Raw genomic sequence first — 19,997 nt, 5'->3', positions numbered from 1 at the left:
AACTTCCGTTCGGGCTGAGCGAAGTGGAAGCCCATGCCCATGCCCTTCGACTTCGCTCAGGGCGAACGGAATTCAAGGTGCTCGCATACTCAATCCGCGTGCTCGGCCAGGACGGTCAGGCCCTTGGCGTTGACCTCGGCGAAACCACCGCGGATCGCGATCGTCTCGGGCGCTGCGTTCGCCGAACGCTGCACCAGCAGGTCGCCGTCGCGGATCGTCGACATTAGCGGCGCGTGACCCTCCAGCACCCCGAAATCACCTTCGGAACCGGGGACGGTGACCATGTACACCTCCTCCGACCGGACGAGCTTTTCAGGGGTGACGAGTTCGAAGTGAAGCATCTTTTTTCTCACTCCCCTCCCGCTTGCGGAAAGGGCTGGGGAGGTCTGTCGAGGGGCCGCCGCTTGCGGACAGCCCCACCCCTAACCCCTCCCGCTAGCGGGAGGGGAATCTTTTACGCGTCCTGCGCCATCTTCTCGGCCTTGGCGACGGCTTCGTCGATGCCGCCGACCATGTAGAAGGCGTTCTCGGGCAAGTGATCATATTCGCCGTCGACGACCGCCTTGAACGACCGCACGGTGTCCTCGATCGCGACGAACTTGCCGCTGATGCTGGTAAAGACCTCCGCAACGTGGAACGGCTGGCTGAGGAACTTCTGGATCTTTCGCGCCCGCGTGACCGTCAGCTTATCCTCTTCGGACAGCTCGTCCATGCCGAGGATGGCGATGATGTCCTGCAGCGACTTGTAGCGCTGGAGCAGCGACTGGACCGCACGCGCGGTGTCGTAATGCTCCTGCCCGACAACGCGCGGTTCGAGCACGCGCGAGGTGGAATCGAGCGGGTCGACCGCGGGGTAGATGCCGAGTTCGGAGATTGCGCGGTTCAGCACGGTCGTGGCGTCAAGATGGGCGAACGACGTGGCCGGGGCCGGATCGGTGAGATCGTCGGCGGGGACGTACACCGCCTGCACCGAGGTGATCGAGCCCTTGTTCGTGGACGTAATCCGTTCCTGCAGCGCGCCCATGTCGGTCGACAGCGTTGGCTGATAGCCCACCGCCGACGGGATACGGCCGAGCAACGCCGACACCTCAGCGCCCGCCTGCGTGAAGCGGAAGATGTTGTCGACGAAGAACAACACGTCCTGCCCTTCGACGTCGCGGAAATACTCCGCGATCGTAAGGCCCGACAGCGCGACGCGCGCGCGCGCGCCCGGCGGCTCGTTCATCTGGCCGAACACCAGCGCGACCTTCGAACCCTCCGACTGTGGATTGCCGTCGGCATCCTTGGCGATGACGCCCGCGTCGAGGAATTCGTGGTAGAGATCGTTGCCCTCGCGGGTGCGTTCGCCGACGCCTGCGAACACCGACGTGCCGCCGTGGCCCTTGGCGATGTTGTTGATCAGTTCCTGAATCAGCACCGTCTTGCCGACGCCTGCGCCGCCGAACAGGCCGATCTTGCCGCCCTTCGCATAAGGTGCGAGCAGGTCAATGACCTTGATGCCGGTGACCAGGATCGAGCTTTCGGTCGACTGGTCGACGAACAGCGGCGCGCTGGCGTGGATCGGCGAATGGAATTCTGAATTGACCGGGCCGCGCTCGTCGATCGGCTCGCCGATGACGTTCAGGATGCGGCCCAGCGTCGCCGGGCCGACCGGCACGGTGATCTGCGCGCCGGTGTCGGTGACGCGCTGGCCGCGGGTGAGGCCTTCGGTCGCATCCATCGCGATCGTGCGCACGGTATTCTCGCCCAGGTGCTGCGCGACCTCCAGCACCAGCCGGTTGCCGTTGTTGTCGGTCTCGAGCGCCGAAAGGATCGCGGGCAGGCGATCCTGTTCGAACGTCACGTCGACGACCGCGCCGATGACCTGGCTGATGCGGCCCACGTTGTTGCTGCCCGAGCTCGTCGTCGGGCGGATGTCTTCAGCGGCGGTTGCCATGTTCGCTTCCTTGCTTCGAATTCTTAGAGCGCTTCGGCGCCCGAGATGATTTCCACCAGCTCGGTCGTGATCGCGGCCTGGCGAGTGCGGTTGTACTGGATCGAGAGGCGGTTGATCATGTCGCCGGCGTTGCGCGTCGCATTGTCCATCGCGTTCATGCGGCTGCCCTGTTCGGAGGCGGCATTTTCCAGCATCGCGCGGAAAATCTGGATCGCGACGTTGCGCGGCAGCAGGTCGGCGAGGATCGATTCCTCGTCGGGTTCGTACGTCACCGCGGCGCCGCCGTTGTTGGCGGTTTCAGCCGTCTCCGGTACCGAGACCGGGATGATCTGGATGCCGGTCGGGATCTGCACCAGCGCCGACTGGAATTTCGCGAAGAACAGATGCGCGACATCGAACTCGCCCGCCTCGAACCGCGCGATCAGATCGTCGGCAAGCCCGCGCGCCTGATCGAAGCCCAGCACCTTGTGCTGCCCAAGTTCGTAATCGGCGGCGATCCCGTTCGGGTAGAAGCGCCGCAGCACGCGGCCCTTCTTGCCCGCAAGATAGAAGCGGACGGTCTTGCCATCGCGCTCCAGCTCCTCGGCCTTCTTGCGCGCGGCGCGGACGATGTTGGTGTTGAACGCGCCCGCCAGACCCCGTTCGGAGGTGGCGACGACGATCAGGTGCACCTGATCCTTGCCGGTCCCCGCGAGCAGCTTTGGCGTGCTTTCGCCGACCGTGACCTGCGACGCGAGCGACGCCATCACCGCCTCCAGCCGTTCGGCATAGGGGCGGCCCGCGATGGCGGCTTCCTGCGCACGGCGCAGCTTCGCGGCGGCGACCATCTTCATCGCCTTGGTGATCTTCTGCGTCGACTTCACCGAGCCGATGCGGATCTTCAGTGCCTTGAGACTGGCCATCGGGCGCCCTTACTTACGCAAACGTCTTCGCGAACGCGTCGAGCGCCGACTTCAGCTTGCCCTTCACCTCGTCACCCAGGTCGCGGGTATCGCGGATCGTGGTCAGGACATCGGCGTGGTTGGCGCGCAGATCGGCGAGCATCGCCTCTTCGTAGCGCACCACATCCTCCACCTTCACCGCGTCGATGAAGCCCTGCGTGCCCGCGAAGATCGACGCGGTCTGTTCCTCGAACGGCATCGGCGCGAACTGCTTCTGCTTCAGCAGTTCGGTCAGGCGCGCGCCGCGGTTGAGCAGCTTCTGCGTACTGGCGTCCAGGTCCGAACCAAACTGCGCGAACGCCGCCATCTCGCGGTACTGCGCCAGCTCCAGCTTGATGCTGCCAGACACCTTCTTCATCGCCTTAGTCTGCGCGGCGGATCCGACGCGCGACACCGACAGGCCGACGTTGATCGCGGGGCGGATGCCAGCGAAGAACAGGTCGGTTTCGAGGAAGATCTGGCCGTCGGTGATCGAGATCACGTTGGTCGGGATGTAGGCCGACACGTCGCCCGCCTGCGTTTCGATGATCGGCAGCGCGGTAAGCGATCCGCCGCCGTTCGCGTCGGACATCTTCGCCGCACGCTCCAGCAGACGCGAATGGAGATAGAATACGTCGCCGGGGTACGCTTCGCGGCCCGGCGGGCGGCGCAGCAGCAGCGACATCTGGCGGTACGCGACCGCCTGCTTCGACAGATCGTCGAACACGATCAGCGCGTGCATCCCGTTGTCGCGGAAATATTCGCCCATCGCGGTGCCGGTATAAGGCGCGAGGAACTGCAGCGGGGCGGGTTCCGACGCAGTCGCGGCGACGACGATGGAATATTCCATCGCGCCGTTTTCCTCGAGCGTCTTCACCAGCTGAGCGACGGTCGAACGCTTCTGCCCGACCGCGACATAGACGCAATAGAGCTTCTTCTTTTCGTCGTCGCCCTGGTTCGCCGCGCGCTGATTGATGAACGCATCGATCGCGACCGCCGACTTGCCGGTCTGGCGATCGCCGATGATCAGCTCGCGCTGGCCGCGGCCGACGGGCACGAGCGCGTCGATCGCCTTCAGGCCGGTCTGCATCGGCTCGCTGACGCCCTGACGCGGGATGATGCCGGGGGCCTTCACCTCGACGCGGCTGCGCTCGGTCGATTCGATCGGCCCCTTGCCGTCGATCGGGTTGCCGAGGCCATCGACCACGCGCCCGAGCAGGCCCTTGCCGATCGGCACGTCGACGATCGTGCCGGTGCGCTTGACGACGTCGCCTTCCTTGATCTCGCTGTCGGACCCGAAGATCACGACGCCGACGTTGTCGGCCTCCAGGTTCAACGCCATGCCCTGCACGCCGTTGCTGAATTCGACCATCTCGCCCGCCTGGACGTTGTCGAGTCCGTAGATGCGCGCGATGCCGTCACCGACGCTCAGCACCTGGCCGGTTTCGCTGACCGTGGCTTCGGTGCCGAAATTGGCGATCTGGTCCTTGATGACCTTCGAGATTTCTGCGGCGCGGATATCCATGACTTAACCTTTCATCGCGTGCGCGAGAGCATTGAGACGGGTGCGGATCGACGAATCGATCATCTGGGAACCGAGGCGGACGACCAATCCGCCGAGGAGCGCGGGATCGACCGAGAGATCGACGCTGACTTCGCGACCGACACGCGTCCGGAGAGACTGCTTCAATTCGCCGACCTGTTCGTCGGTCAGCGGATGCGCGCTGACGACCTCGGCGGTGGTTTCGCCGCGGTGCGCGGCGGCGAGCTGGCGATACGCGCGAATAATAGCGGGAAGCTGGGTCAGGCGGCGGTTTTCGGCCAGCACGCCGAGGAAGTTCTTCGTCGTCTGATCGACGCCCAGCGTATCGGCGGTGGCGGACACCGCCTTGGCCGCGGCGCCGCGTGCGACGACCGGCGACAGCGTGAGCGCGCGGAAATCGTCCGACTGGTCGAGCGCGGCGCGGACCTTCGTCAGGCTTTCCTCGACCACGTCGATCGTCTTCGCATCGCGCGCGAGTTCGAACAGCGCGGTCGCGTACCGCCCGCCGAGGCTCGCCTGAATACTGCCGCCTGTAGTACCGCTGGAACTATCCACGCGATTCGATTCCCTGTTCGGACAAGAATTGGCCCCAAGCGAACGAGCGGCGCGCTGAAGGCACCTTCGCTTGAGTTGGCGGGCGCGTAGCAAAGGGGTCGCGGGGATGCAATCCTTGCGTCATATCTCCCTCCGCAATCGGAGGAGAGAACCGGCGTGGGCGAGATGCAGACGATGACGATGTCGGACGGGGCCGCGGTGGCGGTTTATCATGCGGAACCGGAGGGCGAAAGCCGAGGCGGGCTGGTGCTGGTGCAGGAAATTTTCGGCGTCACCGACCATATTCGCGAGCTGTGCGACGAATATGCCGCCGACGGATATGAAGTGCTGGCCCCCGCGCTGTTCGATCGCGAGCATCCCGGATTCGAGGCAGAGTACAGCGGCCCCGGTTTCGAGCGCGCGGTGGAACTGGCGCGGAAACTTCACCCGTTCGACCTGTCGCTGAAGGACGTCCAGACCTGCATTGATGCGTTGAAGGACAAGGGGCCGGTGTTCGTCGTCGGCTATTGCTACGGCGGGTCAGTCGCCTGGTATGCGGCGACGCAATTGACCGGGGTAGCGGCGGCGAGCGGTTATTACGGCAGCCTGATCCCCGCCGCGAAGGACCAAGAGCCCAAGGTGCCGGCCATCCTGCATTTCGGGCGATTCGATTCAGGCATCCCGATCGAGGGCGTCGAGGAGGTCATCGCGAAGGATTGGCCGAACGCCGAGGTGCACGTGTACGACGCCGGACACGGCTTCAATTCCGACCGCCGCAAGGACTATCACGAACCGAGCGCCGATCTGGCGCGCGAACGGACGTTGGCGTTGTTCCGGGCGAATGGCGGATAGTCATTCGGCGGCCGCGCTCGGCTTGTCTCCCGCAGCCGCCATCACCGCCGCGCCTGTTTTTCCGGCGTCGAGCGCGGCGAGCATCCGCGTGGCGGGATTGTCGTTTCCCGCGTGGGGATCGTAGGCGAGCGGACGGAGCAGGCGTTTTGCGGCGTCGTTTTCCCTCGCCATGATCCGGCTCGCCGCCGCGGCGAAGCGCACCGACGGGTCTTGCGGCACCAGTTCCTGCGCGCGGTACAGACCGGTCATCGCCGATTTGATCGGCTCGCGGCCTTCCATCCCGAAGCTTTCCCAGAACAGCCACAACGGCTCCGCATCGTCGGGGTCGAGCCGGTTGGCGGCGATGATGGGTTTACGCGCCGCGGTCCAGGCGGCGGCATCGGCCTTCTGGTCTTGCGACAACGCACGCAATCGAACGCGCGCCTTGTAAAGCAGCCCCTGCACCGATTTCGCATCCGACGCGACGGCGCGATCGGCGGCCTTCTCCGCGACGGCGTTATCGCCCGCGTCATACGCCATTTCCGCAAACCAGCCCTGCGCCACTGAATCCTCTGGATACCGCGCGGCGATCGGCGCGGCCTTTGCGAACAACGGCGCGGCGGTTTTGGCATCGACGCCGCGGACCGATTCCATCCGCAGCCGGATCAGCGCTGCCTCCCCCGCACCAAGCGTCCGCACCGTCACTACCGGTTCGGGCGTGTCGCCCATCATCATCGTCATGCCCGGGATCGTCGATCGCCCGAGATATCCCGCCAGATCGCGATCGAGCGCCTTCAGGTCGCCGAACGCCTCGGTCGCCGCTACGACGCCGGGGGTGCCGGTATTAAGCAGGGTCAGATAGCGGACGAATTGTTTCCGGCGTTCGGGATTGAAGTGGAAATAATGCGTCATCAGCCAGCCGCGGCCATAGAATGCGTCGAAGCCGTCGCGCTTCAGCTTGCCCCATTGCGCGGTGTCGAACATCTGCGCGGCGCTCAGCCGCTGCCCGGCGAGCAGGCCCCAAGCGCGATGCTGCGCCGCGCTACCGATCAGCACCTTACCCGGCGATATCTTCATCGTGGAGGCGAATTCCGCGAACCCTTCCGAATACCAGGCCGGAAACGCGATGCCGTAACTGCCGAGCAGGAAATGGTGCGCATATTCGTGGAACAGCACGATCCGGCCGCTGTCCGACGTCCCCTCCCCCATGCCCACGCTCTTCGCGCTGAAGGCCACCGGCCCGTTGACGCGCGCCTGATAGAAGCCGGCGACGTTGTCGCATCGGCACAAGGACCGGATATCGCGTTCGCTGACGACGAACACCGTCAGCCTGTTCGATGCGGCCTCGGGCGGATCGTCGGTCTTCATGAAGCGGCGCAAACCCTGATCCATCCGCTCCAGCGCCACCGCCTGCTTGCGCAGACTGGCTTCGCTGGTGTCGGCGTACAGCACGAAATGCCGCGACGTCGCCTGCAGCCAATCGGCCGACGCGGGGCTGGCTGATGTGATCACGGTCAGCACCGCGGCTAAGGTCTCAAGAAGCTTCATGATTCTTCCCCCGGCGGAGAGATTATCGCGCGATCGGCAAAGCGCCAGACCCTATTGCGCCGGACCCTATTGCGATCGCCCGCGCGCCTGGACCGCCGCGCGGCGCGCCTCGACCGCTGCCGGAGTGACCGCGGCGTTCGCGGCCGATGACCGGCGATGCTCCAGCGCCAGCGCTTCGCCGAACGGCAGCGCGAAGCCGTCGTCGATCAGGCTCTTGTAGGCCGCGATGAAGGCGGCGTCGGCAGAGGCGATGTCGCGCGCGAGCAGCCGTGCGAGCGGCAGCAGGTCTTCGGGCGCGACGACGCGGTTGACCAGGCCCGAGCGCTCGGCAGTCGCCGCGTCGAGGAAGTTGCCGCTGAACGACAGTTCCTTCGCCCGCGCGATCCCGATCAACCGCGACAGTTTTTGGCTCAGTCCCCAGCCGGGCATCACCCCGACCCGCGCGTGCGTGTCGGCGAAGCGCGCGTTGGTCGACGCGATCAGGATATCGCACGCCAGCGCGACCTCGAACCCGCCGGTGATCGCCACGCCGTTGATCGCGCCGATCACCGGCTTGCGGCACGCTTCGATCGCCGTGACCGGATTTTCTTCGGCGCCGCGCGCATTGGCCGAGCCGAGCGCACCGGCAGTCGATCCCAGTTCCTTCAGATCCAGCCCGGCGGTGAACGCGCGTTCCCCCGCCCCGGTCAGCACCACCGCGCGCACCGCGTCGTCTGCGTCGACCGCCAGCATCGCGCGGTACAGTTCGGCCCGCAGCGCGGTGGACAACGCGTTCATCGCCTCGGGCCGGTTGAGCGTCACGGTGGCGACGCCGTCCGCGGTGTCTATGAGGACCAGATCGGCCATCCTCATCGCTCCTGCACCACATCGTGGCGCCCAAGAATCGCGCGCGCCGCGGCGGCAGGTTCGGCGATCACGGGAAGGACGCCCTCGATCTCCTCCGCGCGGTCGCGCCATTTGTCCGCTCGGGGGACGGAAACGACTGTCGGCGACAGCGGAAGCGTCGCAACCGCGCGATCCCACACCAAGCCCACAGCATTCGCCAGCGCGCGCATCGCCTTTGCCGGCGTCGCGGTGACAGCGGCATAGTCGATCGCATGAACCCGCCCCGGCGCCAACATGGCGAGGTCCGCCAACAAAACGTCGGTCGTCGCCGCCCATTGCCGCGCCACGATCTCGGGCAGCGCGAGACCATTCAGGTCGCGCCAGCCGGGTGTCAACAGCAGCGACCACGGCAATCCCCGCCAACCCGGCAACCGCGGATAGGTACGGAAGCGACCCGACGTCCACGCCTCGATCATGCTGGCCAGCGTTTCGCGCGGGTCGCGATAAAGATAGACGAACTGCGCATCGGGAAAGATGCGGTCGAGGAACGGAACGCGCAGGCTGTTCTTCGGCGTCTTTTCGATCAGTCGCACTCGCCCGGTTGGCGCGACCCCGTCACGGTCGCGCAAGTTGGCGTGAAAGCGGCGCGCCAGTTCTTCGGCGATCGGCGCAGTGGCGTCCTCGGCAGTCAGCCGGTTCGACGTCCATCCGCGCTGGAACGGGTGCAACCCAGGTACGCCTTCGATCAACTGGTGGCTTTCGCCGCCGATCGTGAAGGCGCCGGGCGCCTGCGCCAGCGAAAGGAACAGCATCGACGACCCCGCCCGCGGCGAGCTGACGATAAAGACCGGGCGGTCGAACTGCGCCCGCGCGGCTTGTTCGCTCAAGAGGCCAGCCGCACCGGTGCCGCCGCGGTCATCGGCAGGTCGAGCGTGTAGATCAGCTCGGCAATCTGGCGATAGACCGGCAACTGGTTGCGCAACAGCAATTGCTGTCCGCCCAGCCCAGGAAGATCGTCATCGAGCGCCTGCAATAGCCGCCGATAATCCGCGAAGCCCGCGGCATCGGCGCCATGCTGCGCCCAGATCCCGCGCCACGCGGCGACGAACCGGTCTAGCCGCTTCAGGACCATCGCCAGCCGCGGATCGGGTCGCGCGTGATCGGCGATGAAGCGGACGTGATGCGCCAGTTCCCACGGCGACATGACCGACGCGTCGTTCAGCCCCTCGAACGCCATGTCCTCCGCTCGGCCAGCGCCCGCCGGAATCGCAACGGCTGGTTCGCCAGCCGCAGCGCGTTCGACCATATCCCACAATCGTTCGCCGCCGACCGTGTCCATCACCAGATGGACCCGCGCCTCAGCGCTGTCGTTGCGGACATTGTGATGCGAAAAGGTGTCGAACATCCAGCATTCACCGGGCGCCATGTGCACCGTCTGCTGGCGGCAGGTGAACGACACCTGCGGCGTGGTGATGATCGGTACATGGATGCGGATGTGCCGACGCCAGTAGAAATTGGTATCGACGTGCGGCGGGACGACGGATCCGGGCGCCAGCTTCATCAACCGCGTCCGGCCCCATACCGCACCGATCGCCGCCATGACATGCATCGTATAGGGGGAGGCGCGCAGGAATTCAGTCGGCGCCATCGGGCCGGTCAGGTCTTCGTTGAGCCCGCCGTTCGTCGTGACCAGGAACGCCGCCTCATTGCCGGGCAGCTTGCCAGGATGCGGATGCCACGCCCGCGTCGGCAGCGCGCGTACTTCTTCCGCGAGCGCATCGGCATCGAACGCCAGCGGCAGTTTCACGAACGGATCGGTCTCGAACATCGCCTTTTCGTACCCCAAACCACGCGCGCTGTCATCGCCCCGCGCTTTGATCGCAAGGGGCGGGATGTCGCGCGCGGATCGATCGCCTACATCCCTGCTCATGACACAGACCATCGACATCAACGCCGCCTGGGATGCGTTCGAGCGGCGTGATCGGAATGCCGACGGCCGCTTCGTCGTCGCGGTGCGGACGACGGGCATTTACTGCAAACCCAGCTGCGCCGCGCGACATCCCAAGCGCGAGAACGTCAGCTTCCACGCCGACCCGGCAGCGGCGCGGGCGGCGGGGTATCGCGCGTGCCTGCGCTGCCTGCCCGATGCGGTGGGACGCGACCGGGTGGCGGTGGCCGAGGCGATCGCGCTGATCGAGGCGAGCGAGGAGCTGGTGCCGCTGGACGAACTGGCAGCGCGGGTCGGTTATGCGCCGCATCATTTCCACCGATTGTTCAAGCGCGCGACGGGGGTGACCCCCGCCGCTTATGCCCGCGGCCTGCGCGCGACCCGCGCGGGCGAGGCGTTGAAGAAGGAGGCGAACGTGACCAATGCGATCTACGAAGCGGGCTATTCCGCGCCCAGCCGCTTCTACGACCATGGCGCGAAGCGGCTGGGAATGAGTCCCAGCGCGTGGGCGCGCGGCGGCGCGGGGGTGACGATCCGCTGGACGGTGGCGGATACGAGTCTGGGCAAATTATTCGTGGCGGCGACCGACAAGGGGCTGTGCCGCGTTTCGTTCGACGAGAATGAAGCCGCATTGCGCGCGCGCTTCCCAAAGGCCGAGATCGTGCCGGGCGGCGGTGCGCTGGCGAAGCTCGCCGCGCAGGTGGTGGCGAGCGTCGAGTCGCCCGAGCGCGACCACGACCTGCCGTTAGACGTGCGCGGGACCGCATTTCAGGAGGCGGTGTGGCAGGCGCTCCGCGACATCCCCGCGGGCGAGACGCGGACCTATGCCGAGCTGGCGGCGATTGCGGGGAACCCGAAGGCGGTGCGTGCAGCGGGGTCGGCGTGCGGGGCGAACCATGTCGCGGTGGTCGTGCCGTGCCACCGCGCCCAACGCACCGACGGGACGCTTGGGGGCTACGCCTACGGGCTGGAGCGGAAACGGGTGTTGCTCGCGCGGGAGGGGGTTGAGGATTGAGACTTTCGATTTCCTCGTCATGCCGGACTGACGTTAAGTGGAGGGAGCCGCGCAATCTGTGAATCGTCGTTGCGAGCGCAGCGAAGCAATCCAGTGTCACGCGCGACGCTCTGGATTGCTTCGCTGCGCTCGCAATGACGGGTACAGATTTAGAGTTTGGCGCCCCAACCCGCGATCCGCGGTCCCAACTGCGCCGCGATCGCCTCGCAGCCCGCCGCATCCTCCGCATCAAAGTGGCCGACGTGCGGGCTGTCGAGGTCCAGCACACCGATCAGTCGATCCCCGACGACGATCGGCACGACCAGTTCGGAGGCGCTTTCCGCATCGCACGCAATGTGGCCGGGGAAAGCATGGACGTCCGCTATCAATTGCGTTTCGCGCGACGCCGCCGCCGCGCCGCAGACGCCGCTGCCGAGCGCGATGCGGATGCAGGCGGGTTTGCCCTGGAATGGACCGAGGACGAGTTCGTCCTCCACCAAGCGGTAGAAACCGGCCCAGTTGAGGTCGGGCAGATACTGCCAAAGCAGCGCCGCGGCGTTGGCCATGTTGGCGATGGAATCGGGTTCGTCCGCGGTCAACGCGTCGAGTGCGGAGACGATGTCGCGGTATAGTTCGGCCTTCGAGCCGGTCGATACGTCGAATTGGTACATTGGGACGCCTTAGCCCGCTCGTCACCCCAGCGAAAGCTGGGGTCTCATGCGATGGCGCGGGAAAGGAGCCGCTTGGGACCCCAGCTTTCGCTGGGGTGACGGGTTGGGGGTTGGGTGACCGGAAGAGTCAGTCCAGTTTCACCTTGCCACGCCCCGCCTTCACCGTGCTGCGGCCCTTCTTCTCGTCCACCCTACGCGCCTTCGCCGCCTTCGACGGCTTGGTCTTCACCCGCCGCGCCTCACGCGTCGCCGCCGCCTTCAGCAGTTCGTCCAGCCGTCCGCGCGCATCGGCGCGGTTCGATTCCTGCGTGCGGTAACGCCGGGCGGTGATGACAAGCGTCCCGCTCGCCGTCAGCTTGCTCCCCGCAACCAGCTTCAGCCGCCGGTACGTCTCGGGATCGAGGCCCAGCGCGAACACGTCGACGCGGAGCTGGCACGCGGTCGCGACCTTGTTGACGTTCTGCCCGCCCGGCCCGGTCGCGGCGAGGAAGCGTTCCTCGCTCGCCGCGTCGATCGTCGCCGCGTCAGGAAGCCGGATCACCCGCCGCGTCCGTTACATATTCCTCGGCGAAGCCGCCCGCGGCGAAGCGTTCGGGCCACGGCGCGACCGCGCCGATCGCTTCCTTTTCCCCGCGCGGGATCGTCAGTTCGATCGCGTGGAGCATCATTCCGCCGGGAAACGCGCTGCCATAGGTGGGGTCGCCGAGCACCGCGACGCCCAGCCCCTCCAGCGCATGAACGCGGATCTGGTGCGTGCGGCCGGTCGCAGGGCGGAACTCGACCAATGCGCGGCCGTCCCTTTCCGCCAGCAGCTTCCACGCCGTTCGCGCCGATTTGCCCTTTGGATCGCGCGTCATGCGCCAGCCTGTCTCGATCGTGGACACCTTGCCGAGCGGAATGTCGATCTCGCCCTCGCCACCCGACGGAACACCGTCCAGGATCGCGACATAGCGTTTGCTGACCAGTCCCTGTTCGAACGCCTGCTGGAACCGCGCGTGCGCCTTTGGGTTGCGTGACAGGAGCAGGCAGCCGCTGGTGTCGCGATCGAGGCGATGCACCGGCACGGGCCAGCGTTTGAAGCCGAAGGTGAGGTTCGACATATGATTTTCGAGGGCGATCGAGCCGTCGCGCGGGCGATCCACCGGCAATCCGGCGGGCTTGTCGATCACCAATGCCTCGCCATCGAGGAAGAGTACGCGCTCACCGATCATGCGCGGCCCCTTGCCACCCCCCGGCCCGGCGCGCCAGAGGCGGAGGCGTGATCCGCCACGCCTTCGTCCTTCTCGCAGTCGTCGCCGCGCCCGCGCAAGCGCAGATGTGCGATGGCGCGAACGCGACGATTTCGCCCGATGGTCGCGCGTTGGGCCATCTTCCTTATGGCGATGTGGCGGAGGGTGAGTTGGTCAGCGTGCCCGCGGGGCTGTCGGTGAACGGCTGCCGTGTGCGGCGCGATATGCTGCCCGATCTGGAGCGGTTGCTGGCCGCCGCGGCGGGCGATCCGGCGGTCGGCGGGCGTATTCTGGCGATGTCGTGCCACCGGTCGATCTCGCGGCAATCTGCGACGTTCTGCCGGACGAAGCAGACCGCGAGCGGGCTGGATCGTGCAATCTCGGTCGCGCCGCCGGGGCATAGCGAGCATGCGACCGGCTATGCGCTGGATTTCGCGGTCCGGCCCGCCAACGGGTGCCCCGATGCGGAGGCGTGCATGGCCGCGACGCCCGCCTTCCGCTGGCTGGTTGAGAATGCACCGCGCTACGGGTTCGAGATGTCGTTCCCGACCAGCAATACGCAGAATGTGAAATGGGAGCCGTGGCACTGGCGCTGGGTCGGGCGCAGCGCGAGCGTGCCGGGCGCGGCGCGGGCGCGGGCGCTGTTCGCAAAGGCGCGCGCGGCTTTCCCGGCCGACCCTCAGATCGTGCAGCCGCCGCGCGTCGTGCGGACGGTGACGCCGGTGTACATTCGGTTGCCGGTGCTGGAGCGGGACAAGAAGCGGCGGCGGAGGAAATAGATCCTCCCCGGCACGGGGAGGTGGCAGCGCGCAGCGCTGACGGAGGGGGCGGGCCGCGAGCGGCTCGCCTGCGGCCCGCCCCCCTCCACCAGCTTCGCTGGTCCCCCTCCCCGTGCCGGGGAGGAATTGATTACTTTAACTTCGCCGCGGTCTCCGCGATGCGCTTGCCCTGATACCGCGCGCCGTCCAGCTCCGCCGCGCTCGGCATCCGTGAACCATCGCCACCTGCGATCGTCGTCGCGCCATAAGGCGATCCGCCCTTCACTTCGTCCACGCCCATCTGGCCCTGGAAACCGTAATCCAGCCCGACGATCGTCATCCCCTGATGCAGCAGGTTCGTGATGATCGAAAACAGCGTGGTCTCCTGCCCGCCGTGCTGGCTGGCGGTGGAGGTGAACGCGCCGCCGACCTTGCCGACCAGGGCGCCACGCATCCACAGCCCGCCGGTGGTGTCCCAGAACGCCGCCATCTGGCTCGGCATCCGGCCGAATCGCGTCGGTGAGCCGACGATCACCGCATCATAGTCCGCCAGCGCATCGGGGCCTTCGATCAGCGGATGTGCGCTGTCGGTCTTGAAATGCGCGGCGGCCGCGACTTCGGGGGGCGCGGTTTCGGCGACGCGGCGGATGTCGACATCGGCCCCGCCGGCGCGTGCGCCCTCGGCGACGGCGTCGGCCATCTGCTCGATATGGCCGTAGGACGAGTAATAGAGGACGAGAACCTTGGTCATGGGATCAACCTTTCAATCGAAGAATGCCGCCCCGGCAGGGGAACCGGGGCGGCAGTGGTTGCCGCCCGGCGGGGGAGCCGGGCGGCGGGGGGAACTCATTCGGAATCAACGAGCACGATTTCGGCGTCTTCCTGCGCCGCGATCGTGACGGTCTGGCCGCCCGACAGCGCCGCGCCGTCACGCGCCTCGAACGGCTGGCCGTCGATCGTGATCCGGCCGGTCGCCGGGACCAGATAGGCGTGACGCCCCGCGCCGACCGGGTGCGTCAGCGTCTCACCTGCCTGCAGCGTCGCCGCCAGCACGCGCGCTTCGGCGCGGATCGGCAGCGCGTCGGTATCCTCTGCAAAACCGCTGGCAAGCGTCACGAAGCGGCCCGAACGGTCAGCCTTGGGAAAGGGCTTCGCACCCCAGCTCGGACTACCGCCGCTGGTGCGCGGCTCGATCCAGATCTGGAACAGCGTCGTCGTTTCGTCCTCAAGATTGTACTCGGCGTGGCGCACGCCCGACCCGGCGCTCATCACCTGCACGTCGCCAGCACCCGTGCGACCCTTGTTGCCCATCGAGTCCTGGTGCGTGATCGCGCCGGTGCGGACATAGGTGATGATCTCCATGTCGCAGTGCGGGTGTGGCGGGAAGCCGTTCTGCGGCTGGATCGTGTCGTCGTTCCACACCCGGATCGCGCCCCAGCCCATGCGGTCGGGATCGTGATAGCTGGCGAACGAGAAATGATGCCGCGCGTCGAGCCAACCGTGATTGGCATGGCCGAGACTGTCAAAAGTCCGGCGTTGAATCTTGGTGTCGGTGTCGATCATGGAAACCTCCATCTGTTGCGCTGGAGATAAGGCGCTGACCGACGCGCGAGAATAGAAACGATTGAAACGGATCGTTTCCCAACTTAAGTCCTCCCCGGAACGGGGAGGTGGATCGCGTAGCGAGACGGAGGGGGCGCGCCGCACAGGACCCGCTTGCGGCATCCCCCCTCCACCAGCTTCGCTGGTCCCCCTCCCCGTGCCGGGGAGGATTTTCTTATGCGCTTACCCGATCTCGAAGCCTGGGCGATCTTCGCAAGCGTCGTCGAGCACCGCTCGTTCAGCGCCGCCGCCGACGCGATCGGGCTGTCGAAGGCGACCGTGTCCAAGGCCGTCTCGCGGCTGGAAACCCAGCTTGGCCAGTCGTTGTTCAACCGCACTTCGCGGCACCTGTCGCTGACCGAGGCGGGGCGGCCGCTTGCCGAACGCGCCGCGCGTATCCTGGTCGAGGCGCGCTGCGCGGAGGAGGCCGCGCATGATTCGGCATCCGCGCCGGAGGGGCGCGTCCGGCTCGCCGCGCCGATGAGCTTCGGGGTGAAGAATGTCGCGCCGTTGCTCGCCGAATTTCTCGCCGCGCATCCCGGCATAGAGATTGAATTCCACCTGTCGGACGCGCGCGTCGACATCGTTGCGGAAGGATATGACCTCGCACTGCGCATCGCCGATTTGCCCGACAGTTCGCTCCGCGCACGTCGCCTTTGCAGTATCGCAGCGAGCATCGTCGCCGCCCCCGCCTATATCGCCACGCACGGCGAACCGACGCATCCGGGGCAGTTGGGCGAGCATCGCCTGCTCGGCTACACCAACATCACCGGCCCGTGGCGTTTCCGCGGTCCGGGCGGGGCGGAGGTGTCGGTCCGCGCCGAAGGGCCGCTGGCCGCCAACAGCGGAGAGGCGATGATGCCGACATTGCTCGCCGGGCTCGGCATCGCGCGACTGCCGGAGTTCATCCTCGGGGACACGCTGGAAACCGGCGCGCTGGTGCCGATCCTGAAAGACTGGACGCCCGCGCCGGTCGGGCTTCACCTGATGACCCCGCCCAGTCCCCTGCGTCCCGCGCGGGTCGAGGCGCTGATCGCGTTCCTGAGCGAACGGCTGCGCGACTAGTCAGGCCGCCCGAACACCAGGCGTTCCATCCGCGCCACGTCGTGGTCGACCACGCGCGCAGTGACGCTTTCGATCATGCGCTGCGCCTGCCGCCACGCGCCGGCACCGGGGAAGCGACGCTCGCGCGAGCTTTCTATTACCCGACTGCCCCAGTTTGCCGCCAGCAACCGGAGCCGGTCCGCGTCCCCCGCGCCCATATCGTGCGACACAACCAGTGACGGAAACGGCAGCGCGATTCGCGGCGAGGCGAAGCGCGCGGCAGTCTCGCCATCGCGATCGTCGGACGGCACGAACAGCAATGCCCCCGCGACACGCGAAACGTAATCTTTTGGCGTCAGCCGCGCCCACCATGCGGTGGCAAAGCAGCTCGCACCATTGGCGACCAGCAGCACGGCGCGATCGGCGTGCGCCACCGCAGTGTCGAGTTTCGCCGCCCATTGATTGCGCTGCGCCACGGTATCCGCCGACAGATCGACGTGCGCGTCGCCGAAGCGCGGCCAGGCGAACATCGTCTCCCACGCAGGCAAGGAAACGCCGCGATCACCCAGCGTGACGATCGAAAGATGCGCAGCATGAGAGACCATCAAATCGGACCTTTCAGACGACCGTGCCGAAACGCAATGATATTCCCATCGATCGACTATGCAATATCGCCGCGCCGGATGGGTCCGGATGCGGGACGGGTGCGAAGCGGCTGGGCTAGCCTCGCGGATTCTGCCACGATCGGTTCATGTGCCATGCGTTTCTCCGGCGGCGATGAACCGCCTGTCCCCCGATGCCGACGATGCGCGCTATGTCCGGCGGCTGATCCTGACATTGTTGGTCGCGGCTGTGGTTGGCGCGATCTATCTGGCGAGCGACCTGCTGATCCTGGCGTTCGGTTCGATCCTGGGCGCGATCGTGATCCACGCCATCGCCGAAATCTATGTCGAGCGGCTGCGCGTGCCGGCGAAGCCCGCGCTGGGCCTGGCGATCGTCACGGTGCTGGCGATCATCGGCCTGCTCGGCTGGCTGTTCGGGGTCGAATTCCGCGCGCAGGTCAACCTCCTCGTCACGCGCCTGCCCGGCCTGCTCGATCAGTTGGGCGCGTATATGGCGCAGACGCCGGTCGGCGCGCGGATCGCGGACGCGGTGCGGGCGGCGTTCGCGGGCAGCCGGATCGCGCAGGACATCGGCGGCGTCGCAGAGGGCGCGGGCGCGCTGATCCTGAATTCGCTGCTGGTGCTGGTCGGGGCGATCTTCTTGGCGGTCGATCCGAAAGTGTACGAACGTGGTTTCCTGCTGCTGATGCCGCGGTCGAAGCGCGCCGCGATGGAGGATGCGCTGGCCGACACCGCGGCGACGCTCCGCCTGTGGCTGCGCGCGCAACTGATCCAGATGACGACGATGGGGGTGATGGTCGGCGTCGGGCTGTGGATCGCGGGCGTCCCCTCGGCGCCCGCGCTGGGGTTGTTGACCGGCCTCAGCGAATTCATCCCCTATGTCGGGCCGCTGGCGGCGATGCTTCCCGCGCTCGGCCTCGCCGCGACGCAGGGGACCAGCCCGATCATCTGGACCCTGGTCGTGTTCGCGGTCGCGCGGCTGTTGCAGACCAACCTCATCACGCCCTTCGTCACCGCGCGGGTCGTCGCGATCCCGCCCGCGATCACCTTGTTCGCGATCCTCGCGATCGGCGCGGTGTTCGGCCTGTTCGGGCTGTTTTTTTCCGCCGCGCTGCTGGTGGTGATCTATACGCTGATTCGCAGCCTGTATCTGCGCGAGACATTGGGCGAGGACATTCCGACCGCCGAACACCGCACGCTTTTCACTCCGTCCGGCAAGCGGCGCGACTCGCCGGAATCACTCGATTAAGTCGAAATTAACCTTTTGCGTTCAGACGCAGTTTAGTTAATGAATCTGACGGGGGCCGGGCCACAGGGGGTCGCGGTTGCTCGAACGGGGGACGCGACGATGCGGGTGCTGCTGATCGAGGACGAGCCGACGACCGCCAAGGCGATCGAGCTTATGCTCACGACCGAAGGCTTCAATATCTACACCACCGATCTGGGCGAAGAGGGCCTCGATCTGGGCAAGCTGTATGATTACGACATCATCCTGCTCGACCTGAACCTGCCCGACATGCACGGTTACGACGTGCTGAAGAAACTGCGCGTCGCGCGCGTCGGCACGCCGGTGCTGATCCTTAGCGGCGTGAACGAAATGGATTCGAAGGTGCGGTCGTTCGGCTTCGGTGCCGACGATTACGTGACCAAGCCGTTCCATCGCGAGGAACTGGTCGCGCGCATCCACGCCGTCGTCCGCCGGTCGAAGGGCCACAGCCAGTCGGTCATCAAGACCGGCAAGCTCGCGGTCAACCTGGACGCCAAGACCGTCGAAGTCGACGGCAGCCGCGTCCATTTGACCGGCAAGGAATATGCGATGCTGGAGCTGCTCTCGCTCCGCAAGGGCACCACGCTGACCAAGGAAATGTTCCTCAACCACCTCTATGGCGGAATGGACGAGCCCGAATTGAAGATCATCGACGTCTTCATCTGCAAGCTGCGCAAGAAACTGTCGCTGGCGTGCCAGGGCGAAAACTACATCGAAACCGTCTGGGGCCGCGGCTACGTGCTGCGCGAACCCGAGGAAACGGTCGCGACCCAGGTCGCCTGACGTACACTCCCCGACGACGGGAGCAGGCCGCGACACTGGGGGGTGTCGCGGCCTTTCCCGTTTCAAAAAGCGCCGTAGCCATCGCGACATATATCTGTCACCCGTCTGACTTGTTTCGGACGGAGGCGTGTATGCCGTTCAGGTCGGTACGGGGAATTGCGGCGGTATCGCTGCTGATGCTGGTGGCCATTGCAGCAGCCTACGCATTGAACGCAAAGTGGTTTTTCGTCGAGGACGGCGTGGTAGAATGGGCGTCGGCGACGCTGTTTCTGGGCGCGGCCTACCTGGCGGCGATATCCCTGCTTCGTTCGGACGGCGTCGCCGATCGTATCGCAACATCCTATGTCCTGCTCTTGTCGGCTCTGTGCTTTCTGTCCGAAGTAAGCTTCGGCGCGCGCATGTTCGGTTGGGATATGCCCAAGATGGCGGGCGGGGGCGAACTGGATGGCGGACAGGATCTCGTACAGATCGCCATCACCGCAGAATGGAATCTGTATCTGTATCTGGTGTTGCCGAGCCTGCTTGCTGCGGTCGCAGCGATGGCGTTCTTCAGGAAACCATTGACGACCAGAATTTTGGATCCCTTCGTTCAGTATGTCCGGCGGGAAAGTGCGTTTGAATTCGTCCTGTTCGCGTCCATGGCGCTGTTGACGGCGATGGCGGTCGACATAGCGGAAAAGTGGCAACTTCGAATCCTCGAAGAGTCGCTTGAACTTGGCGCAGCCATGACGCTGTTCGTTTCCCAATACCGGTTCAGCGGGCGGAAAGCGGGGCGATTTGCAGCCGATCCCGCGAACCGATCGCGGTTGAACGCTGCTCGCAGCGGTCAAAGAAAGACCTTGGCTACGGCGTGCCTGTCTTCGGAGCAGTCCGATGAAGGTTGAGCAAGCCGATGGTCGCCAGATCTTCGGCTTGCTCAATTTCCCGCATCGCGCGCGCTG

22 protein-coding genes are annotated in these 19,997 nt (G+C 66.1%); 7 read left to right on the top strand and 15 right to left on the bottom strand.

Annotation, left to right across the window (positions count from 1 at the left end):
- Positions 1–89: 89 nt before the first annotated feature.
- The 5 genes from M0208_RS17850 to M0208_RS17830 form a co-directional block, all read right to left on the bottom strand.
- Positions 90–341, bottom strand: a complete 252-nt coding sequence (locus M0208_RS17850) for an ATP synthase F1 subunit epsilon (RefSeq protein WP_258893012.1) — start codon at positions 339–341, stop codon at positions 90–92.
- A 113-nt stretch (positions 342–454) separates the two neighbouring features.
- Positions 455–1,936 carry a F0F1 ATP synthase subunit beta gene (atpD, locus tag M0208_RS17845; RefSeq protein ID WP_258893011.1) on the bottom strand — a complete coding sequence of 494 codons (1,482 nt, stop codon included), beginning with the start codon at positions 1,934–1,936 and terminating at the stop codon, positions 455–457.
- Positions 1,937–1,959: 23 nt separating this feature from the next.
- Positions 1,960–2,838: a F0F1 ATP synthase subunit gamma gene (locus tag M0208_RS17840; RefSeq protein WP_258893010.1), complete on the bottom strand. Its 879-nt coding sequence runs from the start codon at positions 2,836–2,838 to the stop codon at positions 1,960–1,962.
- A gap of 13 nt (positions 2,839–2,851) precedes the next feature.
- Complete coding sequence (atpA, locus tag M0208_RS17835; RefSeq protein WP_258893009.1) at positions 2,852–4,381, bottom strand: F0F1 ATP synthase subunit alpha; 1,530 nt, start codon at positions 4,379–4,381, stop codon at positions 2,852–2,854.
- A gap of 3 nt (positions 4,382–4,384) precedes the next feature.
- Positions 4,385–4,954: a F0F1 ATP synthase subunit delta gene (locus M0208_RS17830; protein WP_258893008.1), complete on the bottom strand. Its 570-nt coding sequence runs from the start codon at positions 4,952–4,954 to the stop codon at positions 4,385–4,387.
- 165 nt (positions 4,955–5,119) lie between these two features.
- Here M0208_RS17830 and M0208_RS17825 point away from each other — a divergent pair, with 165 nt between their 5' ends.
- Positions 5,120–5,785: a dienelactone hydrolase family protein gene (locus M0208_RS17825; RefSeq protein WP_258893303.1), complete on the top strand. Its 666-nt coding sequence runs from the start codon at positions 5,120–5,122 to the stop codon at positions 5,783–5,785.
- On the opposite strand, the gene M0208_RS17820 is transcribed toward M0208_RS17825, so the two are convergent.
- The 4 genes from M0208_RS17820 to M0208_RS17805 all read right to left on the bottom strand — a co-directional run bounded on the left by M0208_RS17820 (position 5,786) and on the right by M0208_RS17805 (position 10,067).
- Positions 5,786–7,312, bottom strand: coding sequence for a hypothetical protein (locus tag M0208_RS17820; RefSeq protein ID WP_258893007.1), 1,527 nt, complete (start codon positions 7,310–7,312; stop codon positions 5,786–5,788).
- Between the two features lie 66 nt (positions 7,313–7,378).
- Positions 7,379–8,158, bottom strand: coding sequence for an enoyl-CoA hydratase (locus M0208_RS17815; RefSeq protein ID WP_258893006.1), 780 nt, complete (start codon positions 8,156–8,158; stop codon positions 7,379–7,381).
- 2 nt (positions 8,159–8,160) lie between these two features.
- The gene (locus M0208_RS17810; RefSeq protein ID WP_258893005.1) at positions 8,161–9,024 is read right to left on the bottom strand and encodes a sulfotransferase; all 864 of its coding nucleotides are present in this window, start codon (positions 9,022–9,024) and stop codon (positions 8,161–8,163) included.
- Complete coding sequence (locus tag M0208_RS17805; RefSeq protein ID WP_258893004.1) at positions 9,021–10,067, bottom strand: aspartyl/asparaginyl beta-hydroxylase domain-containing protein; 1,047 nt, start codon at positions 10,065–10,067, stop codon at positions 9,021–9,023. The genes M0208_RS17810 and M0208_RS17805 overlap by 4 nt, the downstream gene beginning before the upstream one ends.
- Between M0208_RS17805 and ada the strand changes: the two genes are divergently transcribed.
- Positions 10,066–11,100, top strand: coding sequence for a bifunctional DNA-binding transcriptional regulator/O6-methylguanine-DNA methyltransferase Ada (gene ada / locus M0208_RS17800; RefSeq protein WP_258893003.1), 1,035 nt, complete (start codon positions 10,066–10,068; stop codon positions 11,098–11,100). The genes M0208_RS17805 and ada overlap by 2 nt on opposite strands.
- A gap of 149 nt (positions 11,101–11,249) precedes the next feature.
- Here ada and M0208_RS17795 read toward each other — a convergent pair whose 3' ends face one another.
- From M0208_RS17795 to M0208_RS17785, 3 genes are all read right to left on the bottom strand, one after another.
- Positions 11,250–11,750, bottom strand: coding sequence for a GAF domain-containing protein (locus M0208_RS17795; protein WP_258893002.1), 501 nt, complete (start codon positions 11,748–11,750; stop codon positions 11,250–11,252).
- A gap of 127 nt (positions 11,751–11,877) precedes the next feature.
- Positions 11,878–12,291: an alternative ribosome rescue aminoacyl-tRNA hydrolase ArfB gene (gene arfB / locus M0208_RS17790; RefSeq protein ID WP_258893001.1), complete on the bottom strand. Its 414-nt coding sequence runs from the start codon at positions 12,289–12,291 to the stop codon at positions 11,878–11,880.
- A complete protein-coding gene (locus M0208_RS17785) occupies positions 12,275–12,961 on the bottom strand; it encodes an RluA family pseudouridine synthase (protein WP_258892999.1) in 687 nt (228 codons plus the stop codon). Before M0208_RS17785 ends, arfB begins: the two co-directional genes overlap by 17 nt.
- A 47-nt stretch (positions 12,962–13,008) precedes the next feature.
- Between M0208_RS17785 and M0208_RS17780 the strand changes: the two genes are divergently transcribed.
- Positions 13,009–13,758, top strand: coding sequence for a M15 family metallopeptidase (locus M0208_RS17780; RefSeq protein WP_258892998.1), 750 nt, complete (start codon positions 13,009–13,011; stop codon positions 13,756–13,758).
- 130 nt (positions 13,759–13,888) lie between these two features.
- Here the strand turns inward: M0208_RS17780 and wrbA are convergent, their stop codons facing one another.
- Together wrbA and M0208_RS17770 are read right to left on the bottom strand one after the other, a co-directional pair.
- The gene (gene wrbA, locus M0208_RS17775; RefSeq protein WP_258892997.1) at positions 13,889–14,488 is read right to left on the bottom strand and encodes an NAD(P)H:quinone oxidoreductase; all 600 of its coding nucleotides are present in this window, start codon (positions 14,486–14,488) and stop codon (positions 13,889–13,891) included.
- A 95-nt stretch (positions 14,489–14,583) separates the two neighbouring features.
- Positions 14,584–15,300, bottom strand: a complete 717-nt coding sequence (locus M0208_RS17770) for a pirin family protein (RefSeq protein WP_258892996.1) — start codon at positions 15,298–15,300, stop codon at positions 14,584–14,586.
- Positions 15,301–15,516: 216 nt separating this feature from the next.
- Here M0208_RS17770 and M0208_RS17765 point away from each other — a divergent pair, with 216 nt between their 5' ends.
- Positions 15,517–16,404 carry a LysR family transcriptional regulator gene (locus tag M0208_RS17765; RefSeq protein WP_258892995.1) on the top strand — a complete coding sequence of 296 codons (888 nt, stop codon included), beginning with the start codon at positions 15,517–15,519 and terminating at the stop codon, positions 16,402–16,404.
- Here the strand turns inward: M0208_RS17765 and M0208_RS17760 are convergent.
- Complete coding sequence (locus tag M0208_RS17760; protein ID WP_258892994.1) at positions 16,401–16,988, bottom strand: alpha/beta hydrolase; 588 nt, start codon at positions 16,986–16,988, stop codon at positions 16,401–16,403. The genes M0208_RS17765 and M0208_RS17760 overlap by 4 nt on opposite strands.
- A 172-nt stretch (positions 16,989–17,160) precedes the next feature.
- Between M0208_RS17760 and M0208_RS17755 the strand changes: the two genes are divergently transcribed.
- From M0208_RS17755 to M0208_RS17745, 3 genes are all read left to right on the top strand, one after another.
- A complete protein-coding gene (locus M0208_RS17755; protein ID WP_258892993.1) occupies positions 17,161–18,255 on the top strand; it encodes an AI-2E family transporter in 1,095 nt (364 codons plus the stop codon).
- Between the two features lie 99 nt (positions 18,256–18,354).
- Positions 18,355–19,056, top strand: a complete 702-nt coding sequence (gene ctrA / locus M0208_RS17750; protein WP_258892992.1) for a response regulator transcription factor CtrA — start codon at positions 18,355–18,357, stop codon at positions 19,054–19,056.
- A gap of 131 nt (positions 19,057–19,187) precedes the next feature.
- Positions 19,188–19,940 carry a hypothetical protein gene (locus M0208_RS17745; RefSeq protein WP_258892991.1) on the top strand — a complete coding sequence of 251 codons (753 nt, stop codon included), beginning with the start codon at positions 19,188–19,190 and terminating at the stop codon, positions 19,938–19,940.
- The last annotated feature ends 57 nt before the right edge of the window (positions 19,941–19,997 follow it).

This window comes from Sphingomonas sp. SUN019, assembly GCF_024758705.1.
In the GTDB taxonomy this organism is placed as follows: Bacteria; Pseudomonadota; Alphaproteobacteria; order Sphingomonadales; family Sphingomonadaceae; genus Sphingomonas.
The sequence above is the reverse complement of the archived record's forward strand: the minus strand, read 5'-3'. Positions and strand labels throughout refer to the sequence as shown.